The sequence below is a fragment of the Shewanella sp. 10N.286.51.B8 genome (genome assembly GCF_041469325.1).
Taxonomy (GTDB): Bacteria; Pseudomonadota; Gammaproteobacteria; order Enterobacterales; family Shewanellaceae; genus Shewanella.
Genome location: NZ_JBFRKG010000007.1, coordinates 34,495 through 59,422 on the forward strand (window position 1 = coordinate 34,495; position 24,928 = coordinate 59,422).

Below are 24,928 nucleotides of genomic sequence, written 5' to 3' on the forward strand. Positions count from 1 at the left end.
ATATCAATGCTCTCCTTTAATGATGTTTGGGAGATATTGATAATGCCTATAGCAGTCTCTGCCGTCATTTTTTGCCTCATAGAGGGCAATATCAGCTTTTTTCAAAATAGTAGAAATACTGCTTTCATCAATCACGCTTGTAATGCCGATACTGACTGAAAATATCAAGTTATCGTTTAACTGCGGTGAGTTCACAAGTTTCATTTTATGATTAATTCGCTCAGCGAAAATCATCGATTGCTCGATATTTGTCTTTGGCATAATGATCAGAAACTCTTCACCACCAATACGCGCCACAGTATCTTCCTCGCGGCAATTTTGCTGACAAGTTTGAGCAATGAGTTGTAGTGCTATATCACCGATGTCATGGCCGAATCGGTCATTGACACTCTTAAAGTGATCTACGTCGATAAGTAAGATAGAAAATTGCACTTTTTGCTTTAGCAGCTTTTGCATGACCTCGTAGGCATGTAAGCGATTAGGGATGTTGGTGAGTGGATCTTTTAATGCTATTTGTCGATATTGTTGTGACTTTTTTTGCAGCTTAATAATTAAAATAACTAATATTAACAAGAAGATAAATGTCATTGCGAGGGCGGTGTATTGTAATTTTTGCTGAGTTTTTACGGCATTAAGCTGAATGTCTTTAAGCGCTTGGAACTCAATTAACTGTGCTTGTTTATCTTCTAGGTTATCTGAGTCAAACTTGAGTCTCATGTCGGAATTATAGGTGTCCAGCCTTAACTGATCGAGTTGTTTATGAATGCTTAAGAACTGATGGTGCCAGTAGTTAGCTGACTTATAATCAGCTTGGATAGCAAATAACTGACTGGCTAACTGATAACTAATAGCTAAACCTTTTTGCATATTATACTTTTGAAAGTTAGCTGTTGCTGCATTGAAATGCTCAAAGGCGCTAGCATAGTTGCCTTGTAACATGCGCAGCTCTAAATAATAACTATGCATGTAACCATAGTGAGAGTACATCTCGGGGGTCATGTAAGGTCGAGCTTGATTTAGCCACTTTTCTGCTTCTGCTAATCGGCCAAGTTTAATCAGCGGCGCTGACATATCAATCGCAACTCTAGCGGTGTAAAGCGGATCATTGATCCCCTCGATGACCTGATAGACTTTTTCAAAGTATTCCAGTGCTTGCTGATATTCACCGCGATCTAATTCTATATAAGCGAGTGAGTTTTCAACATTGGCAAGTAACATTAAGTCTTTGGTTTTATTAAGGTAACCCTTTATTCTGTTGTAGTAATAAAGTGCTTTTTCGTTATCGCCTGAGCGCCGGTAAATACCTGCTAAATTCAGTAAGTCTAAGCTAGCTGCATGCTGTAAGCCTATTTGTTGATTGAGCTCAAAAGACTGAGTGAAGCTATCAATCGCTTTGGAAAACTGACCTTGATAAAGTGCTTGTTTGGCAATGTTATTATGGGCTTTGGCGATGATATGCTTGTCATTTAGTGCTAAGGCTTGTTCAAGTGCAGCCTGATTTAGTTTAATCGCGCTGCTATGTTGGTCAAGGTATCTGAATGCTTTTGAACGACATAAATTCAGCAAAATTGGAATTTGTGGACTAAAAAAAGATTGCTGCTCAATGTTGTTTGTCGTGGTAATAAAGTTGTTGTTTTGCTCACTGTCACTGGAGCTAAAGGTTTTACATTGCTCAGTAAGTAACAGCTGCTGGCGCTCAATATCGTTACTGGCAATAATGTTCTCGAGTTTGAGTAATGTTTGCTCTATGACAAGTAAATCTGTGATCTGTTCTGTTTTTAATTGATGGAACAAGTCATCAGCTGCCTTGTTATCAAAAGTAAAAGCAGTCACTGAAGCACTATTCAGTAAACCGACTAATACCAACAATAACAGCAGCTGATTGATGTAACGACTCACCTTGTGACAGTAAAGGCCGTTAAAAACGCTAATTGTTGAATTATAATTATTATGCAATTTTTTATACTTGCTTTACGCAGTTCCTTCATGCTGTTTTTGTTTGTTAACTAAGGCTGTAAACTGGCTTGTTAACTCGCAACAATCCTTTTAAGCACAACTTTTACAAAAGTGCTAATCAACTTGAGCAAAACAGTGCTCAGTGCTTTTTATTGTTAGGCTACAGGTTAAAAATTGGCCGCTTTGCTTAATATCGGCCATGCAACTTTTCCCTGAATTAATATTTTTGTATTTTATTATTTAGTATTTGATAACAATATAAAAAGTTCAATTAGCCACTAGGATCAATAATATCTTTTTTCTGCAGGTGAGTATCAACAAATTTACTTAACTTTACTAACTTATTGTTATCAGCTTGGTAACTATTGCTGGTGCAGCTATCTAGGTATGTCGAATTACGTAAAGCTGCATAAATCGTTAAGCAGGCATAAAAGTTAATAAAAAAAGAGATAAGATCTATATCAAAGATTGCTAATTTAACTTACTGGCTTCACAACATTATGACAGAAATTTTGGTTTGTTCAATCAAAGCTGAATAAGTAGCGCTGTTATGGCTAAGCTTCTGTTTAAAAGGGTAAATAAATAAGTATGTGTCACACAAAGAACACTTCAGCCTGTGCTTTTGTTAATATTTACTCGCGTTTTTTTGTTTAAATGTACTGTGAGGTAATCTGATTAATTGTTTATTTCATCTTTTAAAAATAGCTGTTGCTAATATAGTTCGTTAACTGTGTTTACCATAGTGAAAACACCTTAAAAAGAGTCGATAAATGTTAAAAGCATCATCATTCATGAGTCAAGTTGTTTGCATTCATTTTATGTGTTTAACGGGCCACTTTTAATCTAACTGGATAAGATCACATTATTGACTGGGTAGGTATTTGCAGCTTCACAAAAACAACCAATATATATGTCTATAACCTATAAAGGCGTTGATAATATCGTTTATACTAGTCTGTTGCTAAATAACATAAAGCTTAAAGGTTTAATGGCAGTATTTTCTGCGATAGAAACCTTATGCCTGTGCCATTTTAAGTGCTGTTAATGCGACTTGGTTACTCAAACTGCGTTAATCACATGAATTCATGGCGCTAACTTAATCATTGAAATAGAGAACAAACTAATGGGTCAACTAAGCGAAGAGTATAAAGCAACAGCAAAGCAGATTTCTTTTAATGTCGCTAATAAAGTGCTGCCGATGGATAAATTACCAGAGACTTTACTTGAGGCTTATGAAGGTTTGTTTAATGAGCTAATTGAAGACAAGGCTGAGTTATTTGCTAAAAGCTGGCAAGCAATGCCTGCGAGTGCACAAAAATTACTGCCCAAGGCGGAGTTTCATGGTTTTTATATTGCCAATGCGTGGATGCAGTTAAGCCGTGTTGCCCAAGAAATTGCAGATGAGGCTGAGTCAGAAAAAGAAATTGATGAAAAAGAATATGATGGTGTATTTGGCCGCTTGGCAGAGCAATCATTAAAAGAAAGTATTAGAAAATTAAAAAAAGCACGTACAGATCGCTCAATGCTTAATAGCTTTAAACAAGTTATGTCTGCTTAACGCTTGCTGAAATGTTTGACTGGAGAATAAATGACACTCGCGTTACGTAAACAAATAAACTGGCCCTGTGAATTGAGCGAAAGAACCAAAGCTGAGATCATGGATATTGCTGTCGATGATCAAGGCATTGAGAAATACAGTAACCTACTGGCTGATGACAGTGAACGGGGGTATTTTTACTGTATCGATGGTCTGGGTACATTTGCCACCACCAGTGCTGATAACCGCCCTTTAGCGAGTTTTATATTTGGTAAAGAAATGTGGGTTGGGGCTGTAGCGGTTGAGATTTTCCCTAAAATTAGTCTTTATACCAATGAACTGGAACCGATCAACAGCTTGTTTTTCCCTAAATGTGAACTCACTGAGTTAGCTAACATTAACCCTGAGATTTATAAGTTTATTTATAGCATTATGCGCCGTAATACCCCTAAACTGGTTCAAGGTATGCACTTGTCATTTTATGGTATTGAAGAACGTATCATTCATTTTTTATTAGAATTAGTACGTGCTAAACGCATGATTGATTTGCCCGTTATTGAACTAAAAATCACCCAGCAGCAACTGAGTGAAATTGCCAATGTAAGTCGCCCTCGAGTCAATGAAGTACTCAATAAGTTGGCTGAAGATGGCTATATTGATTTAGTCAGAGGCAAGATGATTATTTTAGATTATACAAGGTTGTCAGAATTATTAGCGCTACGAGTGACAATGTAATACGAGTGATTATGTAAAACGAATGACTATGTTATACGAGTGAATTGTCACAATCTCGACGGGTTTATAGCTGCTATTCGGGTTAGGTTGTGAGCTGGCGTTAAATGAAAAAAAAGGGCCTTCTTTGTAGAAGGCCCAAGCACTAGTTTGGAATGCTATCCTAGTGTAGTTTACGGCGACGTTTAGCGCCTAATGTGCCGAGTAATATCAGACTTAAGATCCCCATGCTAGCGCCTGTAACTGCAGCATGAAGATAAAAACGCTACTTCAATTCGATATTGCCGCTTATGGTATTAACGCTAAATTTACCTGTGGCATCGCCGGTTGTAAATTGGATGCTTTCTCTTGCTGAATACTTAGTTTTTAGCGGTTTATCATCGGTTAATTCGTTATTAATATCGCCACCTGGGCCACCATCAATCTCAAATGTCAGGTTAGGCATTTGAGTGAATTTGACTTCAACATCACCGCTAACCGTATCAAATGATGCCTTAGTGACTTTGGCGCTTAAACTGATGTCGATATCGCCACTGACACTGACAATTTTGATTTTTTCTACCGCGCTAAAGTTGCCTTCAATATCACCTGATACTTGATCGATACTAAGCTTAGTGACTTGGTTATCTTTAGACTCTAACTCGCCACTGACGAGGCGATACTGAGCTTTGCCTGCAGAGCTTTTATCCTTGATATCGCCAGAAACGGTTTCTAATTCAAGCTTGCCATTGAGCTTGTCTGACTCAATATTGCCTGACACTGTTTGTAGTTTTATGTCGCCATCCATGTGGTTAGCTTTTAAGTTACCACTGACTAATGCCAAGTCTATTTCGCCTGACAGATTTTCAATCTTGTAATCTGCTGAAACCCCTTCAGCTTCAAGCATTAGCTTTATGGGTAATTTGATGACTAAATTTGAGCCATCTTCATCATGACCCCGATAGCTGTTGGGTAGCTTATCTTCAATAGTGATTTGATTGCCTTTTTGCTCAAAGATAAACCCTTCAGACAATTCATCTAACTGACCGGATACTGTGATGAGGTCTTTGTCCCAGCCGATGATCTCTACTTTGCCGCGCTGCACTTTTAGCTCAATTTGTGGTTTCGCATTAACCGTCATTTCTTGTTCAACGGATTGTGCTGCAAAGGCCATTGTTGATGTCATGAGTGTTGTTGTGAATAGCAGGCTGCCGCCAATGATAAGTCGGCTGATAAACTGACTAGTTTGATTGTTCATATGGAATTTCCTTGAGTCGATGGAGTCGTGTTAATTGGGGTGCGTTGTTGCTGTTGTAACAGCTGTATTTCGCGCTTCATTACCCATAACCATAAATCCCACACTTGCTTGTTATTGGGATCGCTTTTAAGGGCTTTTTGGATCTCTTTTGATGCAAGCTGCAATTCGCTATAACCCTTATTGAATGGATTAGTAAGGTCATCAAGCTGCATGCCAACAGTATATTTGTTGTCATCAAAGCCATTAATTTGCTGTTGATGGGTCAGGGCTATTTGATCAACCAAGGCAATTAAATCATCAGTAGACTGATTGCTAAGGGCATTTGTGACGGTGATAGGCTCAAGGCTTGGCTTTTGTGCTGTAGGGCTTGTTAATAGCCAGCCTAATACCAATACAAAACTAATACTGGCGGCAACGGCAAGATGTCGCCAGTATTGCGAGTTAGCGCTGCGGTACTGAGTTGCAGCATCAGTTTGCTTTGCTGGCACTGAAGAATTTGTTGGGGCGCTTATTTTCGCCTCAATGTCTTGCCATAGATCTTTGTTTGGTGAGATCTCTTTTGGCAAGCTATCAATAAGCCTTGTTAATTGTTGCTGCTGATTGCTATTTTTCATGCCAACATCTCCTGTAGCATCTGCTTTGCTCTGTGGTATTGGGCTTTACTGGTGCCAACGGCAATATCCAAAATCTGCGCAACTTCATCATGTTGATAACCTTCAATTGCGCACAGTACAAACACCACGCGGGTGCGTTGTGGCAGTTGCATAATTAATTTATCAAGGCGGTGATACTCTTGATGGCCGTTTTGCGTTTGATGATTTTCGCTGAGACTTTGATGATGCTCACTCAAGCTCGATTCTGGTAAAAATCGATGCCAAAAGCTTTGCTTTGCTTTCATGCTGTTAATAGCTTGGTGGACACACAGCTTATATAACCAAGTCGTAAACTGACTATCGCCATTAAACTGATTTAGCTTTTGCCATAATCTGACAAAGCAGTCTTGGCAAATTTCATCGGCATGATCAGCGCTACCACTTAAACGCAAACAAATGGCATACACACGGCCTTGATGGCGCTGATAAAGTAGCTTAAACGCTGCTTTATCGCCGCCCTTAGCTTTCGCCACTAAAGCGTCATCTAAGCAGGCATTATTGATTTCACCAGCTTCAGCAGCGCGAGTATTACTGCTGAGTTGATTATCAATGTCTGTGATATTGCTTGAGGTTAAGTTCACCAATTATTCCAATGTGATGTGAGTTACTAGATTAGACATTAGCAAGTTGCTAAAAGGTTTACTTGATTAAATAAAATATTTTTTTGATTACTATGGGGAGTCAAAATGCTGAAAAGCATCTGCTTGAGTAAGCTTAGGTGTGAAAGGTTAAAGTGAAAATTTTAAGTGGAAGCAAGTAGGATAGGGGCTTGGCACAACTTTAAGGGCTTTATGGTTATAAAAACAAAAATGCCCAATGGTGAATTGAGCATTTTATCAGTGCGATTAACTTTAATTACCGGACTTAAGCAACTAGCCTTTAGGACTATTTGGCGACAATCGTGTTAACGCCATCTGGGCTGCCAACCAGCAATACATCAGCACCGCGGTTAGCAAATAAACCATTAGTGACCACACCAACAATATCATTTAATTGCTTTTCTAAGGTTTTAGGATCAAGAATGCGGTAGTTGTACATATCCAAAATTACATTACCATTGTCAGTGACGACACCTTCACGGTAAACCGGATCGCCACCTAATTTTACTAATTCACGAGCAACGTAAGAGCGCGCCATTGGGATCACTTCAATAGGCAGTGGAAACTCACCTAAAATCTCAACTTGCTTGGTATTATCAACAATACAAACAAACTTTTTAGCCACAGCCGCGACAATTTTTTCACGGGTTAATGCCGCGCCGCCGCCTTTAATCATGTCCATATGGTCATTGATTTCATCAGCGCCATCAACGTACACAGATAGATCTGAGACACTATTGAGATCAAATACTTCAATGCCTAAACTTTTTAGTTTTTGGGTTGAGGCTTCAGAGCTTGATACGGCGCCTTCAATGTCATCTTTCATTGTCGCTAACGCATCAATAAAGTGATTAACCGTTGAACCTGTTCCAACACCAACAATTGAACCTTCTTCAACATATTTAAGTGCAGCCCATCCAGCGGCTTTTTTCATTTCGTCTTGGGTCATATCAACATCCTGAGGTGGCAATCTACCAATGGTAAGTAATAAATTTGGTTAAGTATAACAAATGCTAAGCCATAGCAGGTACGTTGTTGGCTGATTTATTAACTGGCAGTTACACGAATCGTTACACTCAAGAGTTATAAGTGTATTGCCATATGCGTCAGTAAATCCCTATATACTTAACTTCGGTAAATAATATAGCTAAGCCATATGGGCGAGAAAATCAGCTTTAAGGAGTGATGGAGCTTAATAGGCAAGAATAAGCTGCATTTTTTATCGCGATATTACACCTGTAAAAAGTCATTTGTATCAATATTGGCGCAGTGTTTGATACAAAAGAATGTGATCTACAGCAATCTTAATCGCTATTGGTGGTGTGCAGGTTTAATTTAATCGAATGGTTCGTTAACCTACCTTATTTTTAAAAATAAACAGTGACTTAAGCCGCATAAATAGAATTTGCGATTGCGATGGACTTAATCGGATTTTACCGTTTTAACCTAAGATATAGAACAATTAAGATGCTTGCCATTAAACCATACTATGAACAAGGTTATTTATTATGACTAAGCTGACCACCGTTGCTGTAATGCTAGCTTCGATTTTTTCTATTTCAACTTCTCAGGCCAGTGAGCCCATTAAAGTCATTAAGCCTGCGGTGATCACCGAGCCTGAAAAAGTTGAGCTAGGTAAAATGCTTTTCTTTGAGCCACGTCTATCAATGTCTGGTTTTATCTCATGTAACTCATGTCATAACTTGTCCCTTGGTGGTGTGGATGCACTGCCGACCTCAATTGGTCATGAGTGGCAACAAGGTCCAATAAACTCGCCTACAGTCTTAAACGCTGATTATATGCTGGCGCAATTTTGGGATGGCCGTGCTGCAACCTTAAAAGAGCAAGCTGCAGGTCCTATCGATAATCCAAAAGAAATGGGTTATACCCATGATTTAGCAGTAGATACTATCGCTTCAATGCCTGCATATGTTGCGCGTTTTAATGACATTTATGGTTCAAATGAAGTCAACATCGACCGTATTACAGATGCCATAGCGACATTCGAAAAAACCTTAGTGACGCCAAATAGCCCATTTGATAAATATTTAGAAGGCGATAAAAAAGCCATCTCTGCAGATGCACAAACGGGTTATCAGTTATTTAAAGACAAAGGGTGTGTCGCGTGTCATAACGGCCCAGCGGTTGGCGGCACTATGTACATGAAAATGGGCTTAATTAAACCATTCCACACAGACAATCCAGCGGAAGGGCGTAAAGGGGTTACCGGTAAAGAAGCTGATAAGTTCGTCTTTAAAGTACCAACCTTACGTAACATTGAGCTTACCTACCCATACTTCCATGATGGTAGCGTATGGAACCTAGATGAAGCGGTTAATACCATGGCCGACATTCAACTAGGGCAAAAAATGTCAGCTAAAGAAACTGCACAAATGGTTGAGTTTTTGAACAGTTTAACCGGTGAGCAGCCACAAATTATGTTGCCGATTTTACCGCCTTCAAATGCGAATACACCGCGTCCAGTGCCGTTTAAATAATAGTGCCGTTTAAATAATAATGCCTTTTAATAATAGCGGCGTTTAAACAGTATTGAAGTCGCGATAACACTTCAGCTTAACTTTACGCCTAGCTGAACATTATCTGCAACTCCCTCAAAACCTGCGCTAGTAATAGTGCGGGTTTTTTATTTCCCCGCTATTTAAGTGTGCGCTATTCATTTAGTTTAAGTCCTATTACACTGATATAAAAAATAGCAGGAACTCATAATGCTTAACATGGATTTTTCTCAGCGGGTTGTAATTGATACCAATAAACTTCAATGGGACAAAAGCCCAGCTCAAGGGGTATGGCGTAAAAGATTGGCCAGAGAAGAAGCTGAACGTGGTCATGCGACCAGTGTGGTGAAGTATGATGCTGGAGCAAGTTTTGCATCGCATCCGCATCCTTTAGGTGAAGAAATACTGGTACTCAGTGGGATATTTTCAGATGAAAGCGGCGATTATCCCGCAGGCAGTTATATTCGTAACCCTGAAGGCTTTAGTCATGCGCCCTTTAGCGTTCAAGGCTGCGAGTTACTGGTAAAGCTTCATCAATTTCAAGCCTCCGATAGCGCTCAAATACGTATCGATACTAACAATACACCATGGTCTGCTGGGCAAGGTGATTTAAAGGTGATGCCGCTGCATCAGCATTTAACCGAGTCGGCAGCATTAGTGTTTTGGCCAGCAGGATGCCAGTTTCAGCCTCATCGTCATTTTGGTGGTGAAGAAATTTACGTTATTAGCGGTGAGTTTATTGATGAATTAGGTCGTTATCCTGCAGGCACTTGGATCCGCAGTCCACATTTAAGTCAGCATAATCCTTATGTTGAACAAGATACGCTTATTTGGGTGAAAGTGGGTCATTTGCTGCTGGATGAGTAAGTTACACATTTTATAAGGACGATTGGTTAATCTTTTTATATGATGTTTATAGGATTTTTCACACTGTTTATGACAGCAATACAGGATTTAACATGACTGAACTGACAAATACTCAAGCTGATGTTGTTAGCTTTATCGAAACACTGTCTCAAACAACTGCTGAACCCGTTCGCTTTGAAGCTACGATGGCAATCATCGATGCTCACTATGATTTCACTCCAAGCGCTTTTACTAATGGTAAACAAGCTAATGACGCTGGCGAAAACTCAGGTTCTTGTAAGGTGTTTTCGTTTGCGCAAATTCACCATTTAACCCAGCCTCAAACGCTGCGCTTGTTTGGCCAATTCTATGCTGATGTATTAGCCACCCCAGAGGGCAGTGATCATCAAAATATTCGACAATTTATGCTTAATGGTTGGCAGGGGATTGAGTTTAGCCAAGTGGCATTAGTGTTGAAAGCTTGATTTTTGCACTTTTTTGCTAATGAATGTCGGCGCAATTGTGGGAAGCATGTAGCAATGATTGCTGAAATTAAAGTGGTTTAATGAATTGAATCATGTAAGGGCTGAAAAGGTATTAGCCCTTAAATGATTTTTCTAAGCTCGTAAGTCATTAATTGTTACAAGCTCAAGTTTTGGCAAAATTGTTGATTGATAAAATAAGGCCTAATTTGAAAGGACTTAATACCCGCCAATTTTTAAATTTACTTATTGAAGATCAAAACTAACAATATTGGTTACGCCGCGCTCTAAAGTCACCATTCCAGAAGCATAAAATTTACCGGTATCGGCCTGTGCCTTGATATAGTAATTACCACTATTGATGGTGACTAATTTTGAATTAAAGTTCACGAATGGTTCTTCACTCAACCACCCTTCGGCTGAAACCTGATAAAGGTATTGATTGCTCTGCATCGGCGCACCACTATCAAGGTGATAGGCTTCGAATCGAACCTTGGTCATGCCTTGAGGGTTTTTTTCTGTGCGTAATGGACGAATTTGACCAATTTCAGGGTTCATTTTTGTCGGTTTGGTTATACGGAATGTTTGACTTGTTTTTGCGTATTGCTGAGTCGGGTGCGAATAAGCTTGGTTAGTTGGTACACTCGTTGAGTTACCTTGTGCCGCTCCGGCAATGTCTGAAACTGAGTCAGCAATATTACGGATATCAGTAGTTTTACAGGCAGTCATAGCTAATATACATGCACATAGCAGTATTTTTTTCATTGGGCATTCCCTTGTGTGTTTATAATCCATTAAGCAAAATAAGGTTTAAGCATTTAAAACTATGCAATTAAAGCCTCACTTCGTCACTGACAAGTAAATTAACAATATCCCCCATTAGTGTCAATTATTGGTCATTATAAACTGTCGATGGAAGGGATAAATAAGCTTAAGTTTTTAAGCTATTTTCATCATGCCCCTAGGCGTTCAGCTTAATTTAATAGAATTGCTCTTTATTATTTTTAATTTGCTTGACCATTTTAGAGTCCGCTATGCAAACACGGCTGTATTCGTAATAACCAGCGCATCTTGTTACGCAATTGTTGCTTTAAAGGCGCCAACTCTTTAGATTTGGTCAAGATCACTTCTTTTAGGCTTTCCTTTAAAGGTTTTACAATGCAAAGCGATGTTTCTATAGCCCGTGTTAAGCAGTTTCCATTACTCATGTGGATATTGTTGTTTGGCTCGTTTATTACTCGTGGCAGCTATTATATGGTGTGGCCGTTTCTCGCGGTCATTTTATATGACAGGTTTGCGTTAAGTGCCACAGAAGTGGGATTGATTTTATCCAGTGCTGCATTGGTGTCTGTATTCACCAGTTTTATCGGTAGTGCATTGTCAGATCGTATTGGTCGGCACAAACTGATGTACATGACTGGTGTGCTTTATATCATTTCATTTTCATTGCTAGCACAAGTCGACAGCGTTAATGGTTATGTGGTGGTGATGACCTTATGTTCAATCGCGACCTCGATATGGCGACCGCTCACCTCTGCCGTTATCGGTGACATAATCCATGATAAGCAAACACGGGAATTGGCGATGCAATCATTGTATTTCATCGTCAATGTCGGCTGCGCTGTTGGGCCTATGCTTGGCATTTGGTTAGGACTAACGGGTAAGCAATCGAGTTTTTATATAACAGCCGGTGCCTTTGTGGTGTTACTGATAATGCTTTATTGGGGTTTTAGTCATCAATCAAATATTGATTCCGCTAAAAATACCGCTGATAAAGAGGCTCATTCGGGTGTAACAAAGCCTGTTGCAAAAGAAACTCGCCAGCAAATTTTTGCCATTTTAAAACAAGATAAATTGTTTCAATGTTTAATATTAGCCAATACCTTATGCATGTTTATTTATGCGCAAATGGACAGTTCGCTCATTCAGTATTTAACCCGAGCACAAGCGCCTCAATTACTGACGTTGATATCGAGTATAATTTTTACCAATGCATTAGTGATCATTTCTACGCAGTTTATCTTATTAAAACTGATGGCTAAATATAGTTTAATTCAGCGAATTCAATTTGGATTGATCTTGCTCATGTGCTCCCAAGTGTGGCTGGCATTAAACCCAGTGGATATATTTTGGGGCTGGATAGGGGCCGTAGTGGTGATGAGTCTTGCTGAGACGATTTTATTTCCGACCATGAATGTGCATATTGATCGCTTAGCCCCGCAACATCTTCGAGGCGCTTATTTTGGCGCAGCTTCATTTAGTGAAATTGGTTTTGCCATGGCGCCGTTAGGAGGAGGGATCATTCTTGACCTACTCGGAGGCCCGTGGCTATTTATGATAGGGGCGGTTTTATGTGTTGTGGTTATCAATCTTTATCGGATATTAACCAGACTTTCTCGACCCAATATTGCCGAAATGAAACTGAGTTAGCCCTCTAAAGTGGGTTTACTGTTTATCTACTTGTCGAGATAGTGGCGTCGTGTTTAATTTGCGCTGTTCTATATGATTAACGGCAGTGATTACCTATATTCCAGTGTGTTTGGTATACGGTGGTCATACATGTTCATCTTATCGCAATATATAACCGTCTTTGGAGGATGAAGTTACCAGCCTTCTACGCCTTCCATATCTGGTAGTTGATGGGCAATACCTTTGTGGCAATCAATACAGGTTTGTTCGCCGCTCTCTAAATACTTTGAGTGCATATTAGCTGCCCTATCTGACTGGCGAGTGAAGTCCATATAATCGTATTCATGACAATTTCGACATTCGAGTGAGTTATTGGCTTTTAATCGACGCCATTCATGTCCAGCAAGCTCACGACGTTTTGCTTCAAATTTTTCAGGGGTATCAATGGTGCCGACTAAGTCTGCCCATATTTCTTTAGACGCTTGCATTTTTCGTGCAATTTTATCGGTCCATTTATGGGGCACATGACAATCATGACAAGTCGCTCTTACGCCACTGCGATTAGTGAAATGAATGGTAGGTTTCATTTCTTCGTAAACATTTTGATGACAACTACTACAGAATTCTTCAGTGCTCGACATTTCCAATGCAGTATTAAACGCCCCCCCAAATATGACTCCCGCTATAAAGCCGCCGATAACTAAGAAGCCTAAACTGTAATGAACACTAGGCTTTTAATTACTCGCCACACGGTACTTAATAATGCTTTTAGCTTTTCCATTGAATGACCTTATTGGAATGTCGGGGCAGAATGAGTGGTGCAAATGATGTGAGGTAAATGAGTTAGAAGTATAAATATAGCTGACTTGTATTAGACAAACTATAGAAGCATTAAATGATCATTTCTCTCTGTATTCAGTCGCTGTGACAGAACTTTCGCCCGCGCAATCGTCATTTTATATTGAGTCACTTATGGGGATAGCTGTTTTAATCTTGGTAAGATTTATTGGCCGATAAAATCTAATTCCTTTTCAGTGAATGCAGCAAGTTTAAACGTCCTTGATTCAGAATTCACTTATCAAGCAATTTGGCAATGTAACGCTTAAGTATCTAAAAGGTTACTGGCATAATCTCCACCGTTGTTATTGCATTACTATTGATGTCGCTTGTGATAGACACTCTGATATCGACTCGAAAGCGATAAAATTGTTATCACAGCAAGGATCATAATACGCTGTTACCTTATGAGAAACCTATTGCACTAATGCTTAAATCATTCAAGGCCAATCCCTTAATGGCTTATATCAATTAAACTTATTTAAAAGGATGTAATATGAAACGCCTGCTTATAGCCTTGTTAGCGAGTTACGCACCATTTGCTGCTGCCAATGACGTGGTTCAGTGGCAAGACAATAGTTTAACTTACCTATATGGTGACGACTTTAAGGTTAATCCTGAAATTCAACAAACACTGACTTTTGAACATGTTAGCGGTTGGAGTGTTGGCGATTTATTTATGTTTGTCGATTTCACTAAATACAATGGTGAAGAAGACTTTTTAAACGGTAAAAGCGCCTATTATGGTGAATTTAGCCCGCGCTTTAGCTTCAGTAAAATGCTTGGTGAACCGGTTGAAATGGGGGTTGTTAAAGATGTACTGCTAGCAACCACCGTTGAGTTTGGCGAAGGCGATGTTGAATCATTTTTAATTGGTGCAGGTATTGATTTAGCCATTCCTGGTTTTGATTTTTTTCAGCTTAATATGTATCGCCGCTTCCCCGATGGCCGCGATGGTGATACTTGGCAAATCACCCCAGCCTGGAAAGTCACCTGGCCTGTAGGCGATTCAAATATCGTATTTGATGGTTTTATTGATTGGGTAGTTGATTCTGATGGCAGTTATGAAAAGAACTTTCATTTCAATCCACAACTTAAATATGATTTAGGTAAGCAAGTCGGTATGCGAGATAGTGCACTTTATGTGGGTATTGAATATGACTATTGGAAAAACAAGTACGGTATTAAGAGCAGCTCGGGCTTTAATACCAATCAAAATGTGACTAGCTTATTGGTAAAGTACCACTTTTAAATATGCGAGTTGAACATTGCTAAGCGATCAGGGGAGTCACAGTCAGATCCCCCTGAGTTTTGTTGTTAATGATTATATTTTAATTATCCAGTGACACTCCAATCATTCATTTTGTCCCCTGACATCCCCTCTAATAGTTGCCCATAAATAAGCCCTAAACATTTGAGTTTTTAACGGACTGCTAAATTGCCATTAATTGCAGGCTTGAGGAAAGTGTTAGCTAACATGTCTATACTCAAAGAGCATGATTTTTTACTAGTGAGTAGATATGGCCTTAACAAACCCCTTAGCTCCACACGATTTATTGGTGTTTTTTAGCGCGGATAACCCTCTTTTGCAGTTTACGATTGATACGCTTCCGGTGCCGATTTTTTACAAAGATGTGAATGGGGTTTATTTGGGCTGTAATCGGGCTTTTGAAGACTTCATAAAAATATCGAGACAACAACTGGTGGGGTTTAGCGTATATCAATTGTTTGATAAAGCCTTGGCGGATAGTTACCAACAAGCGGATCAAGCCTTGTTTGATAATCCTGGGGTGCAAATTTATGAAAAAGAAATTCGCACCAATAGCGGAGATATTGTGTTTGTAAAATTTCACAAAACCAGCTTTTTTGATGCGGAAGGTAATGTGGCTGGTTTAATCGGAGTAATATTCGATATAACCGAACAAAAAGCCTTAGTAGCCAAATTGACTCAACATGCCACTTTTGATGACTTAACAGGCTTTTATAATCGCCGTGAAGGCGCGGCTATCGCGGTAGAAAACATGGTATTAGCGGTAAATGGCGAAATTGAATTTGGGGTGATCATGCTGGATGTTGACCACTTTAAACGTGTAAATGATCAATTCGGTCATGGCGTTGGAGATCTGGCCTTGCAACATATCGCTGCCATTATTAAGCAATCAAATTCGCTTGAAACTACAGTAATTCGATGGGGCGGTGAAGAGTTTCTTCTATTAATCAAAGCGCCTCTTAGCGATACTGTTGCTAGCCGCTCTAATGATGAGCACGATTTTAAACATGACATGCTCGTCATTGCTAACGATATTCGTGAGGCTGTTGCTTCAACGCCAATTAAACTCGACTCGCAACTTGTTCATCTTAGCATTAGCTGTGGGGTGAGTTGTTATACGAAGCAAAGCTTACGCGCACTCATTAATGAAGCTGATGAACTTTTGTATCAAGCTAAAAATAACGGCCGTAATCAAGTTTGCGGTTAATTTAGCGCTATGACCGCAAACTTATAACAAGCAGGACGATAGCGTTTTCTGAGGTATTCTTTTCATACAATCGCTTTCGTATTTCGGGCTGAACAAACTTATTCCTCAATCTTTACTCCATAAACCTTAACCCACACACCTTACGCCATACTCCACATGCCATCGTTTTAGCAGACTAGCTTCAAAATTATTGAGTTCAAGGGAGGGTTACAGACTGTCTCGCAGATTAAGCTTTTTATCAATAACGCTAGTTGTTGTATAAAGGTTAAATGACGTTTACCTTAAAATATGTGATTAAAAAATAATAAAAATTTAGCTTAGCAGTTCTTGTGCTAACGAGAACTCGATAACAAAGTTGAACTTAAGACGGAGAAAGTCAGCTGCAACTGACTCATAAAATAATAATGGACTCAAACATGATTAAGGTAATACAGATTTATTTTATCCCCGCAGCGGTATTTCTGTCAGTGCTTATTGGTGGTGGTTATGGGACGGGCAGAGAGGTTATCGAGTTTTTTACCCAATACGGCCAAATGGGAGGCGTATTAGCCATATGCACGGCAACGGTAATTTTTGCAATAGTATTAGGAATAACCTTTGAATTTGCACGGGTGTTTAAGGTTTATGATTATCGCCATTTCTTTAAGAAATTAATTGGGCCTTTTTGGGTTGTATTTGAAATCTTATACATCTTACTGTTTTTGTTAGTGCTGGGGGTGGTGAGCGCCGCTGCGGGTAACACTTTGCAAGAGCGCTTTGATGTGCCTGCCACAATAGGGCTAATTTTAATGCCAATATTGGTGGCTTTGTTTGTGCTTTTTGGGCGACTGGTGGTTGAGAAGGCGTTAGCCTTGTGGTCAGTGCTGATGTACGGGGTATTTATTACTTATTTCGTCATTGTGGTTGGCCAATCTGATACGGATTTATTAGCCGCTACTGCGCTAACGGATATTGAGCCAAGCTGGTGGTTTGGCGGCGCATTGTATGCGATGTATAACTTGGCGATTGCCCCAGGGTTATTATTTTCTACCCGCGATATTGTAACTCGGCAGCAGGCTTTCGTGTCAGCTGCGATTGCCGCAGTTGCTATTATGATCCCGGCGTTGCTGTTCCACTTAAGTTACAGCGTTGGCTATCCTGATGTATTAGATAAACCGCTGCCCAATTATTGGATGATCCAGCAATTTGCCCCCGATTGGCTGTTAATGCTATTTATCATCGCTTTGTTTGGCACGCTTATCGAAACCGGTGTCGGCTTAGTGCAAAGTGTTATTGAACGTATCCCTGCCACCAGTGATGAGGCTAATGCAAAGCCTTGGTTAAGAGCGCTCATCGCTATCGGTACAGTGTCATTGGCTGCATTGCTTGGCACCATAGGCATTGTCGATCTCATAGGTAAAGGTTACAGCTTGATGTCTTACGGATTTGCATGTGTTTATGTGCTGCCAATATGTACCCTTGGTGTTTATAAGGTGGTTAAAGCAGGCAATGGTGGGGCGCTAGAAATGCCACTGACTGAGGTTCAATAACAATAAAGTTTATTCTTCATCGCATGTGTCGAGTTAGATGCCTATATCGTCATTTTAGATGGCGTAACAGGCGCTATTAACACAGCGGGAACATTAATCAAAACGGACTGTTAAGCCTATTCAGTGCATCTTTCAGCATGAGGTTAAGAGCGAACTCTGTCGCTCTTGACTCTAGATTCTATCTCTTAATTCTTAATTCTTAACTCCTAGCACCTAACGCCGATATAGACTGTCACTCTAGTATTATTGCTTTATTTGACGAACTTGGGATTAACCTAAGTATCGTTTCATATACCTAAAGCTGGGCTAGCTTAACTGACGGCAGCATTATTGGCTGCAGCGCGAGCGGAGACAATACGCGCTCGAAGTTGGTCATAGCACCAATTGTATATAATCGCGTATATCAAGAAGAATACCACCACCCCAATGTTCATCATAAACACCGTCCAGAAATCTAACTGCAACACCCACATCATAAAGGGCTGTGTGGCAAAAATAAGACCAAACTCAAAACCTAGACCATGACCTAAGCGCATTTTAAGGGTGCGTTTAATACGGTTATGACCAAATATATGGTCAAAGCCTAAGTTGTATGCATAATTCCAACTCATTGCAATTAGCGATAAGCCTACCGCTAAGCCTGTAGCAGACTTTGGGCCCGCATCAGTAAATAAAGTTGCGGCGCCGATAACAAATGCTAAAGCAATCGCTTCAAATAATACGCTGTGAAAAATGCGCTCTTTGGTGTTCATGGTCATTCTCATTTCTGTTGGGTAGTGGTTCTTGGTTGCTAAAGTTATCATTAATGACAAAAGAATAAAGTGAGTGACTACCTTAAAAAGTGATAGATAAAATGTAAAACAGCTTGGAATATTGTTGTAGCAGCCCAGTAAGGGGGATTTTCAGCCTTTTGCAAAAGAAGTTTCACACTAAACCTATGAGAAATCCCCGGCGTTAATGTGGCTTAGCGATGTCATCGTTGACGTCTTAAATCATTAAAGCTCACGAGACTGTGGCATTATTAATAGGAAGCTATTCAATAGGATTTTATAAATCGAGTTTTATAAATAGGGAGCAATATGCAACTCCCTACTCATTTAGGAGGATAAGCTAGTTTTAGTTAAGCGGAGTACTGACTCGCTTTACGTGAGTAACGCTGCTGAAAACTAAATGGACTCATTTTCAAGGTGCGAATCGCATCAACCCAGCCAGCTACCATAGGCACCAGTGTCCAGCTAAACACTAAGTACAAGCTACCCTTGAGATACTGACCTAAATAGAATTTATGCAAACCTAAGCCTCCAAACAGCACACTAAACCATATTGCAAGCTTCTGATTTTTGATGCGAACATCTGGGTCGACGCCACCGAGGGCATCTAAACCTAGCGCGGCATGACATTGTGGGCAAGTCACTTGGTTAAGGTCGATTTTTTGGCTGCACTGTGGGCAATTAATCTGTTGCATCGCAAACTCCAATGGTCAATATCGCTGATAAGGCATTATGGGTACAAGTGTGCGCTGAACAAAGGTGCATAGTTCACAAAACGAAAATAAAGCCAAAATCTAATAAGCTTTTAAGGTCTCTAGGCAAAGGCTAGCGGATTTACAAATGCTTTTTTGATAGGTGATTAACTTGACCACTTCACATCAGTCATCCTCAGGGCTGTGTGGCAAAAATAAGACCAAACTCAAAACCTAGACCATGGCCTAAGCGCATTTTAAAGGTGCGTTTAATGCGGTTATAATTAACATGGCCACCTAATTAACAGACATGTTAAGTGTTTACGGGGGAGTATTTAGCGTCAGACTTCATTTGAATTTGAATTTGAATTTGAATAGCCATATAAGTCATCGCAATCCAAGTATAAAGTCGTTACGTTACTTTTTAACAATGAGTGGCATGTTAAGTTCATGCTGCTTTTCCCGCCATCTCCAGTGAAACAAACTCTTTGGAAATAGCATTGACGCTTTTAAATTGGTACCACTGCAACCCGCATATCAACAACGAACACACAATAAAGCTGATAACGGGAAGCAGAAGCATTGTGGTTAATGGGTCTGCTAAATTAAGTAACATCATTAAATCCATTCATTAGTCCTCATTACTTACTAATGCTGTATCTGGCTCAGTTACTGATTCAGTCAACTCAAGAGAAGTACTTAGCTCAAATAGTTGCTCTGCGATGTGACTTTGCAGATTCAAAGTAATTTCTTGTTTCGCAGTTTGTAGCATTTCTGTGGTTGCTTCAGTAAAACGTGTTTCTAATGCACTTACGACATCAGCACTACTCAATTCATTCGCTTGAGCGCCAACACTTGCTGTTGCAATAACGGCAATTAACGCTAATTTTTTAAATGTACGGTTAGTTTTTGTAGATGCTGAGCGAGTGACTAAATTTGTATTTGAGGTTGAGTTAAACATGGTGTCTTCCTTTTCAATTATGGGGTACACCTAGGTTATTACAAGCTGCGTGCCAAGTTTTGAGGTAATCACTTAAGCAACTGATTTAAAGTGATTTTAAGTAGTTTTAATCAAAAGGAAATCAAAAACAAATCAAAACATATTCAATTTACACCTGTGTGATAAATAAACAGTTAGTCATTTTAACCACCTAAGTAGTGAGTTTAGCTAACTCTTAATTGGCAAACCGCAAATACAAAAAAATAGCTTAATCAGTGGTGATATTATTAGGGTAGGAAGTGACATCTGAAATATGTTGGATCAGAGTAAACTAAATCCAAACACGTAGCAGTCTCCAATACTTTTTAATAATGGGTGGCATGTTTAGTTTTGCTGCTAATTCTAAGCCCAGCCCTAATCCTAACCCTGAACATTAGAAATTTAGCCTGAGTCGTTATGGTCAGGCTCTGATCCATTTATTCTCAAATTTTTACGGTATTAATGGCGGAGAAAGCCGTAGCGCTTTGCCCATACTAAACGAAAGGAAACCAAAAGCATTTCCCTTTTCGCTTCTTGCATCAAACGTCTTGCAGTCCCCATTGATACAGCATTCACCTCATGGGGTTAGACCTAATTTAAACTGATGAGTTTTAGATTAAGTTACTCTTGCCACTGACTCTACACACTGACTCTACACACTGACTCTACCCACTTACTTTTAACCTATTTTCTTAAAAGTTTTATTTATTAATTACGAATAAAATCATTTGCTTAGTGGTTTTTTGAGGTGCATTGGTTAGATTGAGGAACAAGGGTTTAAAGGCTTTTGACTTGAATTAAGCCTTTCCACAACCAATATATATTTTAAGCATAAACAAACAGGTGGAAGTATGTTTAAAAGGGTTATGGAAAAACTGCAAAGGTCATCGATTGAATCCGACCTTAAACCGTTTAAGAAAACGTTGACACAAATAAACTCCTTTAGCGAGACATTGAAATCGCTTTGTGATGATGAACTCAAAGCACAGCTACAATCACTGTGTGCTTCTATTTCCCCGCCAATGAATATATCCACTCAAGTTAAAATTTTTGCTTCTGTGTCAGAAATATCAAACAGACTATTAGGCATGAGGCCCTTCGATAGCCAAATGTTGGCCGGGTTAGCATTACATGACGGTTATATTGTCGATATGAAAACCGGGGAAGGTAAAACATTGGCCGCAGCTGCCCCCGTTATTGTTAACGCATTAGCTGGCCGCAAAGTTCACGTACTCACCTTTAATGACTATCTGGCTAAACGAGACAGTCACTTTTTACAGCCCCTCTATCAATTTTTTGGTTTGAGCGTGGGAATGATTCAAGCTGACATGTCGTGTAAACAACGCAAAAAAGCTCATGCCTGCGACATTGTTTATGCCACAGCCCGAGAAGTTGGCTTTGATTATTTACGTGATCAATTGGTGCATTATAAACAGCAAAAAGTATTGTCGGGATTAGATGTTGCCATTGTTGATGAAGCCGATTCGATTCTAATTGACGAAGCCCGTATTCCTCTGGTTATTTCAGGTGATATCCACCAAAACAATGATCAACTGACGCACATTGCGACGGTAATTAAACAATTAGACAAAACAAACGATTATGCGGTCGATGAATTTAGCACCTCTGTTCACTTGACGGACAGCGGCAGTCGTAAAATAGAGCAACAATTTGGCTGTGAAAACCTATTTGATATCGATAATTTGCCCTTGCTGACCAGCGTCAATCTAGCACTGCACGTCGAGGTTTTGCTGGTCAAAGACATAGATTACATAGTTAAAGACAACAGCATCAAACTGGTTGATGAATTCACAGGTAGAATTGCCGAAAAGCACCGCTGGCCAGATGGTATGCAATCGGCATTGGAATCCAAAGAAGGTCTGCCAGTCAAAAAGGAAGGTCAAACCCTAGGTTCAATCACCTTGCAACATTTGATGTGTTTGTTTAAGAAAGTGAGCGGCATGACCGGCACCGCGGTGTTGGCAGCGCAAGAGTTTGAGCTGTTATACCAATTAAAAACCTGTGTTATTCCACCGCGTAAACCCTGCATTAGAATAGACAAGCCAGATCGGGTGTTCAGTACAAAAGCCGAAAAAACCATTGCCATTTGCAATGAAATATCCTTGATTCAACGTACAGGGCAACCTGTTTTGGTGGGCACGCCCAATGTCCGCGAGTCTGAAAACTTATATGCTTTGTTAGTTGAAAAAGGGATTGAGTGTTGTCTGCTCAATGCTAAAAATGATGAGCAGGAAGCCCAAATAATTGCTCAGGCAGGTGCTTGGGGGGCCGTCACCATCTGTACCAACTTGGCCGGACGCGGTACAGATATTTTACTGGGGGCAAAAGACACTGCAAGCAATATACAAGTAAAAAAGGCAGGTGGCCTGCATATTATCGGCACTAGCCGATTTGAGTCGAGACGGATAGATGATCAATTACGTGGACGGGCGGCAAGGCAAGGCGAGCCTGGGTCTTCGCAATATTTTGTCAGCCTTGAAGACAAATTGTTTAATCACTTGGGGCAGGATGGCTTGTTGTCTGGCAAAAGTGACACTGGGGAGTTGCTATCCAATGCCCGTATCAGCAAAAAAATTGCGCACGGCCAGCGAGTGCTAGAAGGCGCGAATCTTGATAGACGCAAAGCGTTATACAAATACAGTGATTTGGTTGAACAGCAAAGGCAAATGATCCACCAACTACGGAATGACATTTTACAGGGGGAAGGGGCTGAAGAGTTTAAAAGCAAAGTCACATCGCGTTGGCAAAATCTCAGTACAGTCGTGAGTGATGAAAAGCTCAATGAAGCCCTGAATATTGTAGTTATGCACGCCATCGACAAACTATGGGTCCAGCATTTGTCTGAGATTGACTATATCAAAGAAGGCATTAATTTAGTGGGGACTGCGGGCACCAGTTTTATGTTAAGTGGTAACGAGCCTTACCATGTGTTTATCCATCAGGTGCAGCAAGTTTTTGAACAATTATTGGCAGAATTAAAAACTGCGGTGGTTGATTTGTTCAATAACCTTGCCATAGACGAAAACGGGATTAATCCCAACAGTGAATTATTTGCAATGACAAAATCGACCTCATCATATGTGGTCGCTGATAATCCATTTGACGCTGTAGACAGACAGTTTATAGCCAGTATATGGAAGAAGTTGAAGTTAGAATAAAATTTATTGGAGGTAGAGAAACTAACTTCGATTGTAGGAACATGTTGGGGAAAATGAATATTTTGCGTCAGAGTATACAAACTCAAACACCGCCGCAGTCTCCAATACTTTTTAATAATGGGTGGCATGTTAAGTATTACTGCAGAAGATGCTAATGTTTCAGATCAGCTGAGGTTCTTCTTCAATACCGTGCCAAGCGGTGCGCAACTTGATAGTGTAAGAAAGTACATTAGACTTTTGAAAGTGATGAATATGAAAACAAGAATTCCCAATGTCCATGACTTATATGTAGATAATCATAACAAAGAAGGAGTTAATCTATATATAAAAGGCTCAGTCACTGAAGCGCTGCTGGCAGATATTAAAGATAGAAATATAACAGCATTAACATTAGATGTTGGTGATTTTGGCTCGCTGAGTTTTATTCATTCCTTTAGCGATAGCATTCAAAAATTGAGGGTTTCAGCGCAGAATGTTGACTGGAAGTCTCTTGCTGCCCTTAAAAATTTGAAGGTGTTAAGAGTAAGTGGTGACAAAAACCTTGATTTCGACATTAGCTGTTTTAAAAAGCTGGAGGTTTTACAGTTTCAAGGTAACTGCTTTAAAAGTTCAATCAGTCAGCTATATAGTTTGAAGCAGTTAAGAATCAATAATTGGTCAGAAGTGGACTTCAGTCTGCTATCTAATCTATCAAAGCTTGAAAAAGTAAGACTAGTCGATGCTCTAAAGTTAACGACGCTTAATGGGTTACAGTGTCAAAATTTACAGTGGCTGATGATTGATAGATCCCCTAAATTAACCTGTATTAATGCATTGCTAGACGCTAAAGAACTTCGATGTCTTGAATTCATCAGTACCAAAGCAATAGAGTCTTACAACGCACTCCAAAACTGTCATGCTATCTTTTCACTTGAACTGATTAAGTGTAGGCCAATTAGAAGCTTATCAGCATTTAGGCATATGCAACAACTACAATGGTTTGGCTTTGGCAATACCTTGGTTGAAGACTTTGACTTAACTCCTCTGTTTGACTTTTCATTACTTAAAAAATGCACATTTAAGAATCATGCTGATTACAATCTAACGCAGAGATCGCTCAATAAGGCATTGAAAGATAAGTGGGGTGAAAGTGTTGACGATTCCGACCATGATAGTTTCTATAAGCCGTTCGTTGTGTAACGAGATGTAAGTACATAGACACCAATAGTTAATGGTGGGTCAGAATAAACTAATCCAAACACCGCCGCAGTCTCCAACTACCCCCCCCCATTCCAAGTTGCTGAAATGCTTAGATAAAAATACCGTATAGCCATCATGGTCTTTCTCGTGCATCCATGCACTTCAAGACATTCAGGCATCCTGCCTATCAGATGATGGCTAAGGCTCAGGGGGACATGGATGTCCCGTCTGAGCCGTTAGGTCTTATTTTTAACATGAGGATTGGAGTATGAGGCTTATTCGCTTTGAAAGCACAACTTGGTTGGGGCGGCAGGGGTGA

General features: G+C 39.9%; 21 protein-coding genes and 2 pseudogenes. 11 read left to right on the forward strand and 12 right to left on the reverse strand.

The genetic code is table 11. The features are described from left to right. Positions 1-3: 3 nt before the first annotated feature. The gene (locus AB4160_RS02960) at positions 4-1,899 is read right to left on the reverse strand and encodes a tetratricopeptide repeat-containing diguanylate cyclase (protein ID WP_198589987.1); all 1,896 of its coding nucleotides are present in this window, start codon (positions 1,897-1,899) and stop codon (positions 4-6) included. 1,180 nt (positions 1,900-3,079) lie between these two features. Here AB4160_RS02960 and AB4160_RS02965 point away from each other — a divergent pair. After that, positions 3,080-3,514: a DUF3069 domain-containing protein gene (locus tag AB4160_RS02965; RefSeq protein WP_372003573.1), complete on the forward strand. Its 435-nt coding sequence runs from the start codon at positions 3,080-3,082 to the stop codon at positions 3,512-3,514. Between the two features lie 30 nt (positions 3,515-3,544). Next, on the forward strand, positions 3,545-4,228 hold the full coding sequence (locus AB4160_RS02970; RefSeq protein WP_102440467.1) for a Crp/Fnr family transcriptional regulator: 684 nt from the start codon (positions 3,545-3,547) through the stop codon (positions 4,226-4,228). Between the two features lie 160 nt (positions 4,229-4,388). Here AB4160_RS02970 and AB4160_RS02975 read toward each other — a convergent pair. The 5 genes and pseudogenes from AB4160_RS02975 to rpiA all read right to left on the reverse strand — a co-directional run. Further along, positions 4,389-4,460: pseudogene (locus AB4160_RS02975) on the reverse strand (GlyGly-CTERM sorting domain-containing protein); the annotation flags it as partial. Positions 4,461-4,490: 30 nt separating this feature from the next. Beyond that, complete coding sequence (locus AB4160_RS02980; protein ID WP_241903591.1) at positions 4,491-5,462, reverse strand: DUF4097 family beta strand repeat-containing protein; 972 nt, start codon at positions 5,460-5,462, stop codon at positions 4,491-4,493. Next, entirely contained in the window at positions 5,459-6,076 is a 618-nt protein-coding gene (locus AB4160_RS02985) for a hypothetical protein (RefSeq protein ID WP_372003575.1), read from the reverse strand. Before AB4160_RS02985 ends, AB4160_RS02980 begins: the two co-directional genes overlap by 4 nt. Then, positions 6,073-6,618, reverse strand: a complete 546-nt coding sequence (locus AB4160_RS02990; RefSeq protein WP_102440488.1) for an RNA polymerase sigma factor — start codon at positions 6,616-6,618, stop codon at positions 6,073-6,075. The genes AB4160_RS02985 and AB4160_RS02990 overlap by 4 nt, the downstream gene beginning before the upstream one ends. Before the next feature lie 382 nt (positions 6,619-7,000). After that, positions 7,001-7,663 carry a ribose-5-phosphate isomerase RpiA gene (gene rpiA, locus AB4160_RS02995; protein WP_102440469.1) on the reverse strand — a complete coding sequence of 221 codons (663 nt, stop codon included), beginning with the start codon at positions 7,661-7,663 and terminating at the stop codon, positions 7,001-7,003. A gap of 559 nt (positions 7,664-8,222) precedes the next feature. Here rpiA and AB4160_RS03000 point away from each other — a divergent pair. From AB4160_RS03000 to AB4160_RS03010, 3 genes are all read left to right on the forward strand, one after another. Next, on the forward strand, positions 8,223-9,212 hold the full coding sequence (locus AB4160_RS03000; protein WP_372003577.1) for a cytochrome-c peroxidase: 990 nt from the start codon (positions 8,223-8,225) through the stop codon (positions 9,210-9,212). A gap of 228 nt (positions 9,213-9,440) precedes the next feature. Next, positions 9,441-10,097 carry a cupin domain-containing protein gene (locus AB4160_RS03005; protein WP_372003579.1) on the forward strand — a complete coding sequence of 219 codons (657 nt, stop codon included), beginning with the start codon at positions 9,441-9,443 and terminating at the stop codon, positions 10,095-10,097. 92 nt (positions 10,098-10,189) lie between these two features. Then, positions 10,190-10,561, forward strand: a complete 372-nt coding sequence (locus AB4160_RS03010) for a HopJ type III effector protein (RefSeq protein WP_372003581.1) — start codon at positions 10,190-10,192, stop codon at positions 10,559-10,561. Positions 10,562-10,804: 243 nt separating this feature from the next. Here the strand turns inward: AB4160_RS03010 and AB4160_RS03015 are convergent, their stop codons facing one another. After that, positions 10,805-11,323 carry a hypothetical protein gene (locus AB4160_RS03015; RefSeq protein WP_102440473.1) on the reverse strand — a complete coding sequence of 173 codons (519 nt, stop codon included), beginning with the start codon at positions 11,321-11,323 and terminating at the stop codon, positions 10,805-10,807. Between the two features lie 393 nt (positions 11,324-11,716). Here AB4160_RS03015 and AB4160_RS03020 point away from each other — a divergent pair, with 393 nt between their 5' ends. Continuing rightward, a complete protein-coding gene (locus AB4160_RS03020) occupies positions 11,717-12,988 on the forward strand; it encodes an MFS transporter (RefSeq protein WP_372003583.1) in 1,272 nt (423 codons plus the stop codon). Between the two features lie 173 nt (positions 12,989-13,161). Here AB4160_RS03020 and AB4160_RS03025 read toward each other — a convergent pair. Then, positions 13,162-13,748: pseudogene (locus AB4160_RS03025) on the reverse strand (NapC/NirT family cytochrome c). 552 nt (positions 13,749-14,300) lie between these two features. Here AB4160_RS03025 and AB4160_RS03030 point away from each other — a divergent pair. The 3 genes from AB4160_RS03030 to AB4160_RS03040 all read left to right on the forward strand — a co-directional run bounded on the left by AB4160_RS03030 (position 14,301) and on the right by AB4160_RS03040 (position 17,810). Continuing rightward, positions 14,301-15,056: an outer membrane protein OmpK gene (locus tag AB4160_RS03030; RefSeq protein ID WP_102440477.1), complete on the forward strand. Its 756-nt coding sequence runs from the start codon at positions 14,301-14,303 to the stop codon at positions 15,054-15,056. Between the two features lie 268 nt (positions 15,057-15,324). Continuing rightward, a complete protein-coding gene (locus AB4160_RS03035) occupies positions 15,325-16,281 on the forward strand; it encodes a GGDEF domain-containing protein (protein WP_303445736.1) in 957 nt (318 codons plus the stop codon). A 416-nt stretch (positions 16,282-16,697) separates the two neighbouring features. Further along, complete coding sequence (locus AB4160_RS03040; protein WP_372003585.1) at positions 16,698-17,810, forward strand: hypothetical protein; 1,113 nt, start codon at positions 16,698-16,700, stop codon at positions 17,808-17,810. Positions 17,811-18,121: 311 nt separating this feature from the next. Here the strand turns inward: AB4160_RS03040 and AB4160_RS03045 are convergent, their stop codons facing one another. From AB4160_RS03045 to AB4160_RS03060, 4 genes are all read right to left on the reverse strand, one after another. Continuing rightward, positions 18,122-18,562, reverse strand: coding sequence for a PACE efflux transporter (locus AB4160_RS03045; protein WP_102440480.1), 441 nt, complete (start codon positions 18,560-18,562; stop codon positions 18,122-18,124). A gap of 368 nt (positions 18,563-18,930) precedes the next feature. Beyond that, the gene (locus AB4160_RS03050) at positions 18,931-19,275 is read right to left on the reverse strand and encodes a TM2 domain-containing protein (RefSeq protein ID WP_102440481.1); all 345 of its coding nucleotides are present in this window, start codon (positions 19,273-19,275) and stop codon (positions 18,931-18,933) included. Positions 19,276-19,720: 445 nt separating this feature from the next. Next, positions 19,721-19,900, reverse strand: coding sequence for a hypothetical protein (locus AB4160_RS03055; RefSeq protein ID WP_102531040.1), 180 nt, complete (start codon positions 19,898-19,900; stop codon positions 19,721-19,723). Positions 19,901-19,903: 3 nt separating this feature from the next. After that, on the reverse strand, positions 19,904-20,233 hold the full coding sequence (locus AB4160_RS03060; RefSeq protein ID WP_372003587.1) for a hypothetical protein: 330 nt from the start codon (positions 20,231-20,233) through the stop codon (positions 19,904-19,906). An 884-nt stretch (positions 20,234-21,117) separates the two neighbouring features. On the opposite strand from AB4160_RS03060, the gene secA2 reads away from it, so the two are divergent. Then, entirely contained in the window at positions 21,118-23,430 is a 2,313-nt protein-coding gene (gene secA2 / locus AB4160_RS03065) for an accessory Sec system translocase SecA2 (protein WP_372003663.1), read from the forward strand. Between the two features lie 126 nt (positions 23,431-23,556). Further along, on the forward strand, positions 23,557-24,609 hold the full coding sequence (locus AB4160_RS03070) for a hypothetical protein (protein ID WP_372003589.1): 1,053 nt from the start codon (positions 23,557-23,559) through the stop codon (positions 24,607-24,609). The last annotated feature ends 319 nt before the right edge of the window (positions 24,610-24,928 follow it).

Coding starts and splice junctions, on each gene's coding strand:
- AB4160_RS02965 (WP_372003573.1), top strand. CDS start 3,080: ATGGGTCAACTAAGCGAAGAGTATAAAGCAACAGCAAAGCAGATTTCT.
- AB4160_RS02970 (WP_102440467.1), top strand. CDS start 3,545: ATGACACTCGCGTTACGTAAACAAATAAACTGGCCCTGTGAATTGAGC.
- AB4160_RS02980 (WP_241903591.1), bottom strand. CDS start 5,462: ATGAACAATCAAACTAGTCAGTTTATCAGCCGACTTATCATTGGCGGC.
- AB4160_RS02985 (WP_372003575.1), bottom strand. CDS start 6,076: ATGAAAAATAGCAATCAGCAGCAACAATTAACAAGGCTTATTGATAGC.
- rpiA (WP_102440469.1), bottom strand. CDS start 7,663: ATGACCCAAGACGAAATGAAAAAAGCCGCTGGATGGGCTGCACTTAAA.
- AB4160_RS03000 (WP_372003577.1), top strand. CDS start 8,223: ATGACTAAGCTGACCACCGTTGCTGTAATGCTAGCTTCGATTTTTTCT.
- AB4160_RS03005 (WP_372003579.1), top strand. CDS start 9,441: ATGCTTAACATGGATTTTTCTCAGCGGGTTGTAATTGATACCAATAAA.
- AB4160_RS03010 (WP_372003581.1), top strand. CDS start 10,190: ATGACTGAACTGACAAATACTCAAGCTGATGTTGTTAGCTTTATCGAA.
- AB4160_RS03015 (WP_102440473.1), bottom strand. CDS start 11,323: ATGAAAAAAATACTGCTATGTGCATGTATATTAGCTATGACTGCCTGT.
- AB4160_RS03020 (WP_372003583.1), top strand. CDS start 11,717: ATGCAAAGCGATGTTTCTATAGCCCGTGTTAAGCAGTTTCCATTACTC.
- AB4160_RS03030 (WP_102440477.1), top strand. CDS start 14,301: ATGAAACGCCTGCTTATAGCCTTGTTAGCGAGTTACGCACCATTTGCT.
- AB4160_RS03035 (WP_303445736.1), top strand. CDS start 15,325: ATGGCCTTAACAAACCCCTTAGCTCCACACGATTTATTGGTGTTTTTT.
- AB4160_RS03040 (WP_372003585.1), top strand. CDS start 16,698: ATGATTAAGGTAATACAGATTTATTTTATCCCCGCAGCGGTATTTCTG.
- AB4160_RS03045 (WP_102440480.1), bottom strand. CDS start 18,562: ATGAACACCAAAGAGCGCATTTTTCACAGCGTATTATTTGAAGCGATT.
- AB4160_RS03050 (WP_102440481.1), bottom strand. CDS start 19,275: ATGCAACAGATTAATTGCCCACAGTGCAGCCAAAAAATCGACCTTAAC.
- AB4160_RS03055 (WP_102531040.1), bottom strand. CDS start 19,900: ATGGATTTAATGATGTTACTTAATTTAGCAGACCCATTAACCACAATG.
- AB4160_RS03060 (WP_372003587.1), bottom strand. CDS start 20,233: ATGTTTAACTCAACCTCAAATACAAATTTAGTCACTCGCTCAGCATCT.
- secA2 (WP_372003663.1), top strand. CDS start 21,118: ATGGAAAAACTGCAAAGGTCATCGATTGAATCCGACCTTAAACCGTTT.
- AB4160_RS03070 (WP_372003589.1), top strand. CDS start 23,557: ATGTTAAGTATTACTGCAGAAGATGCTAATGTTTCAGATCAGCTGAGG.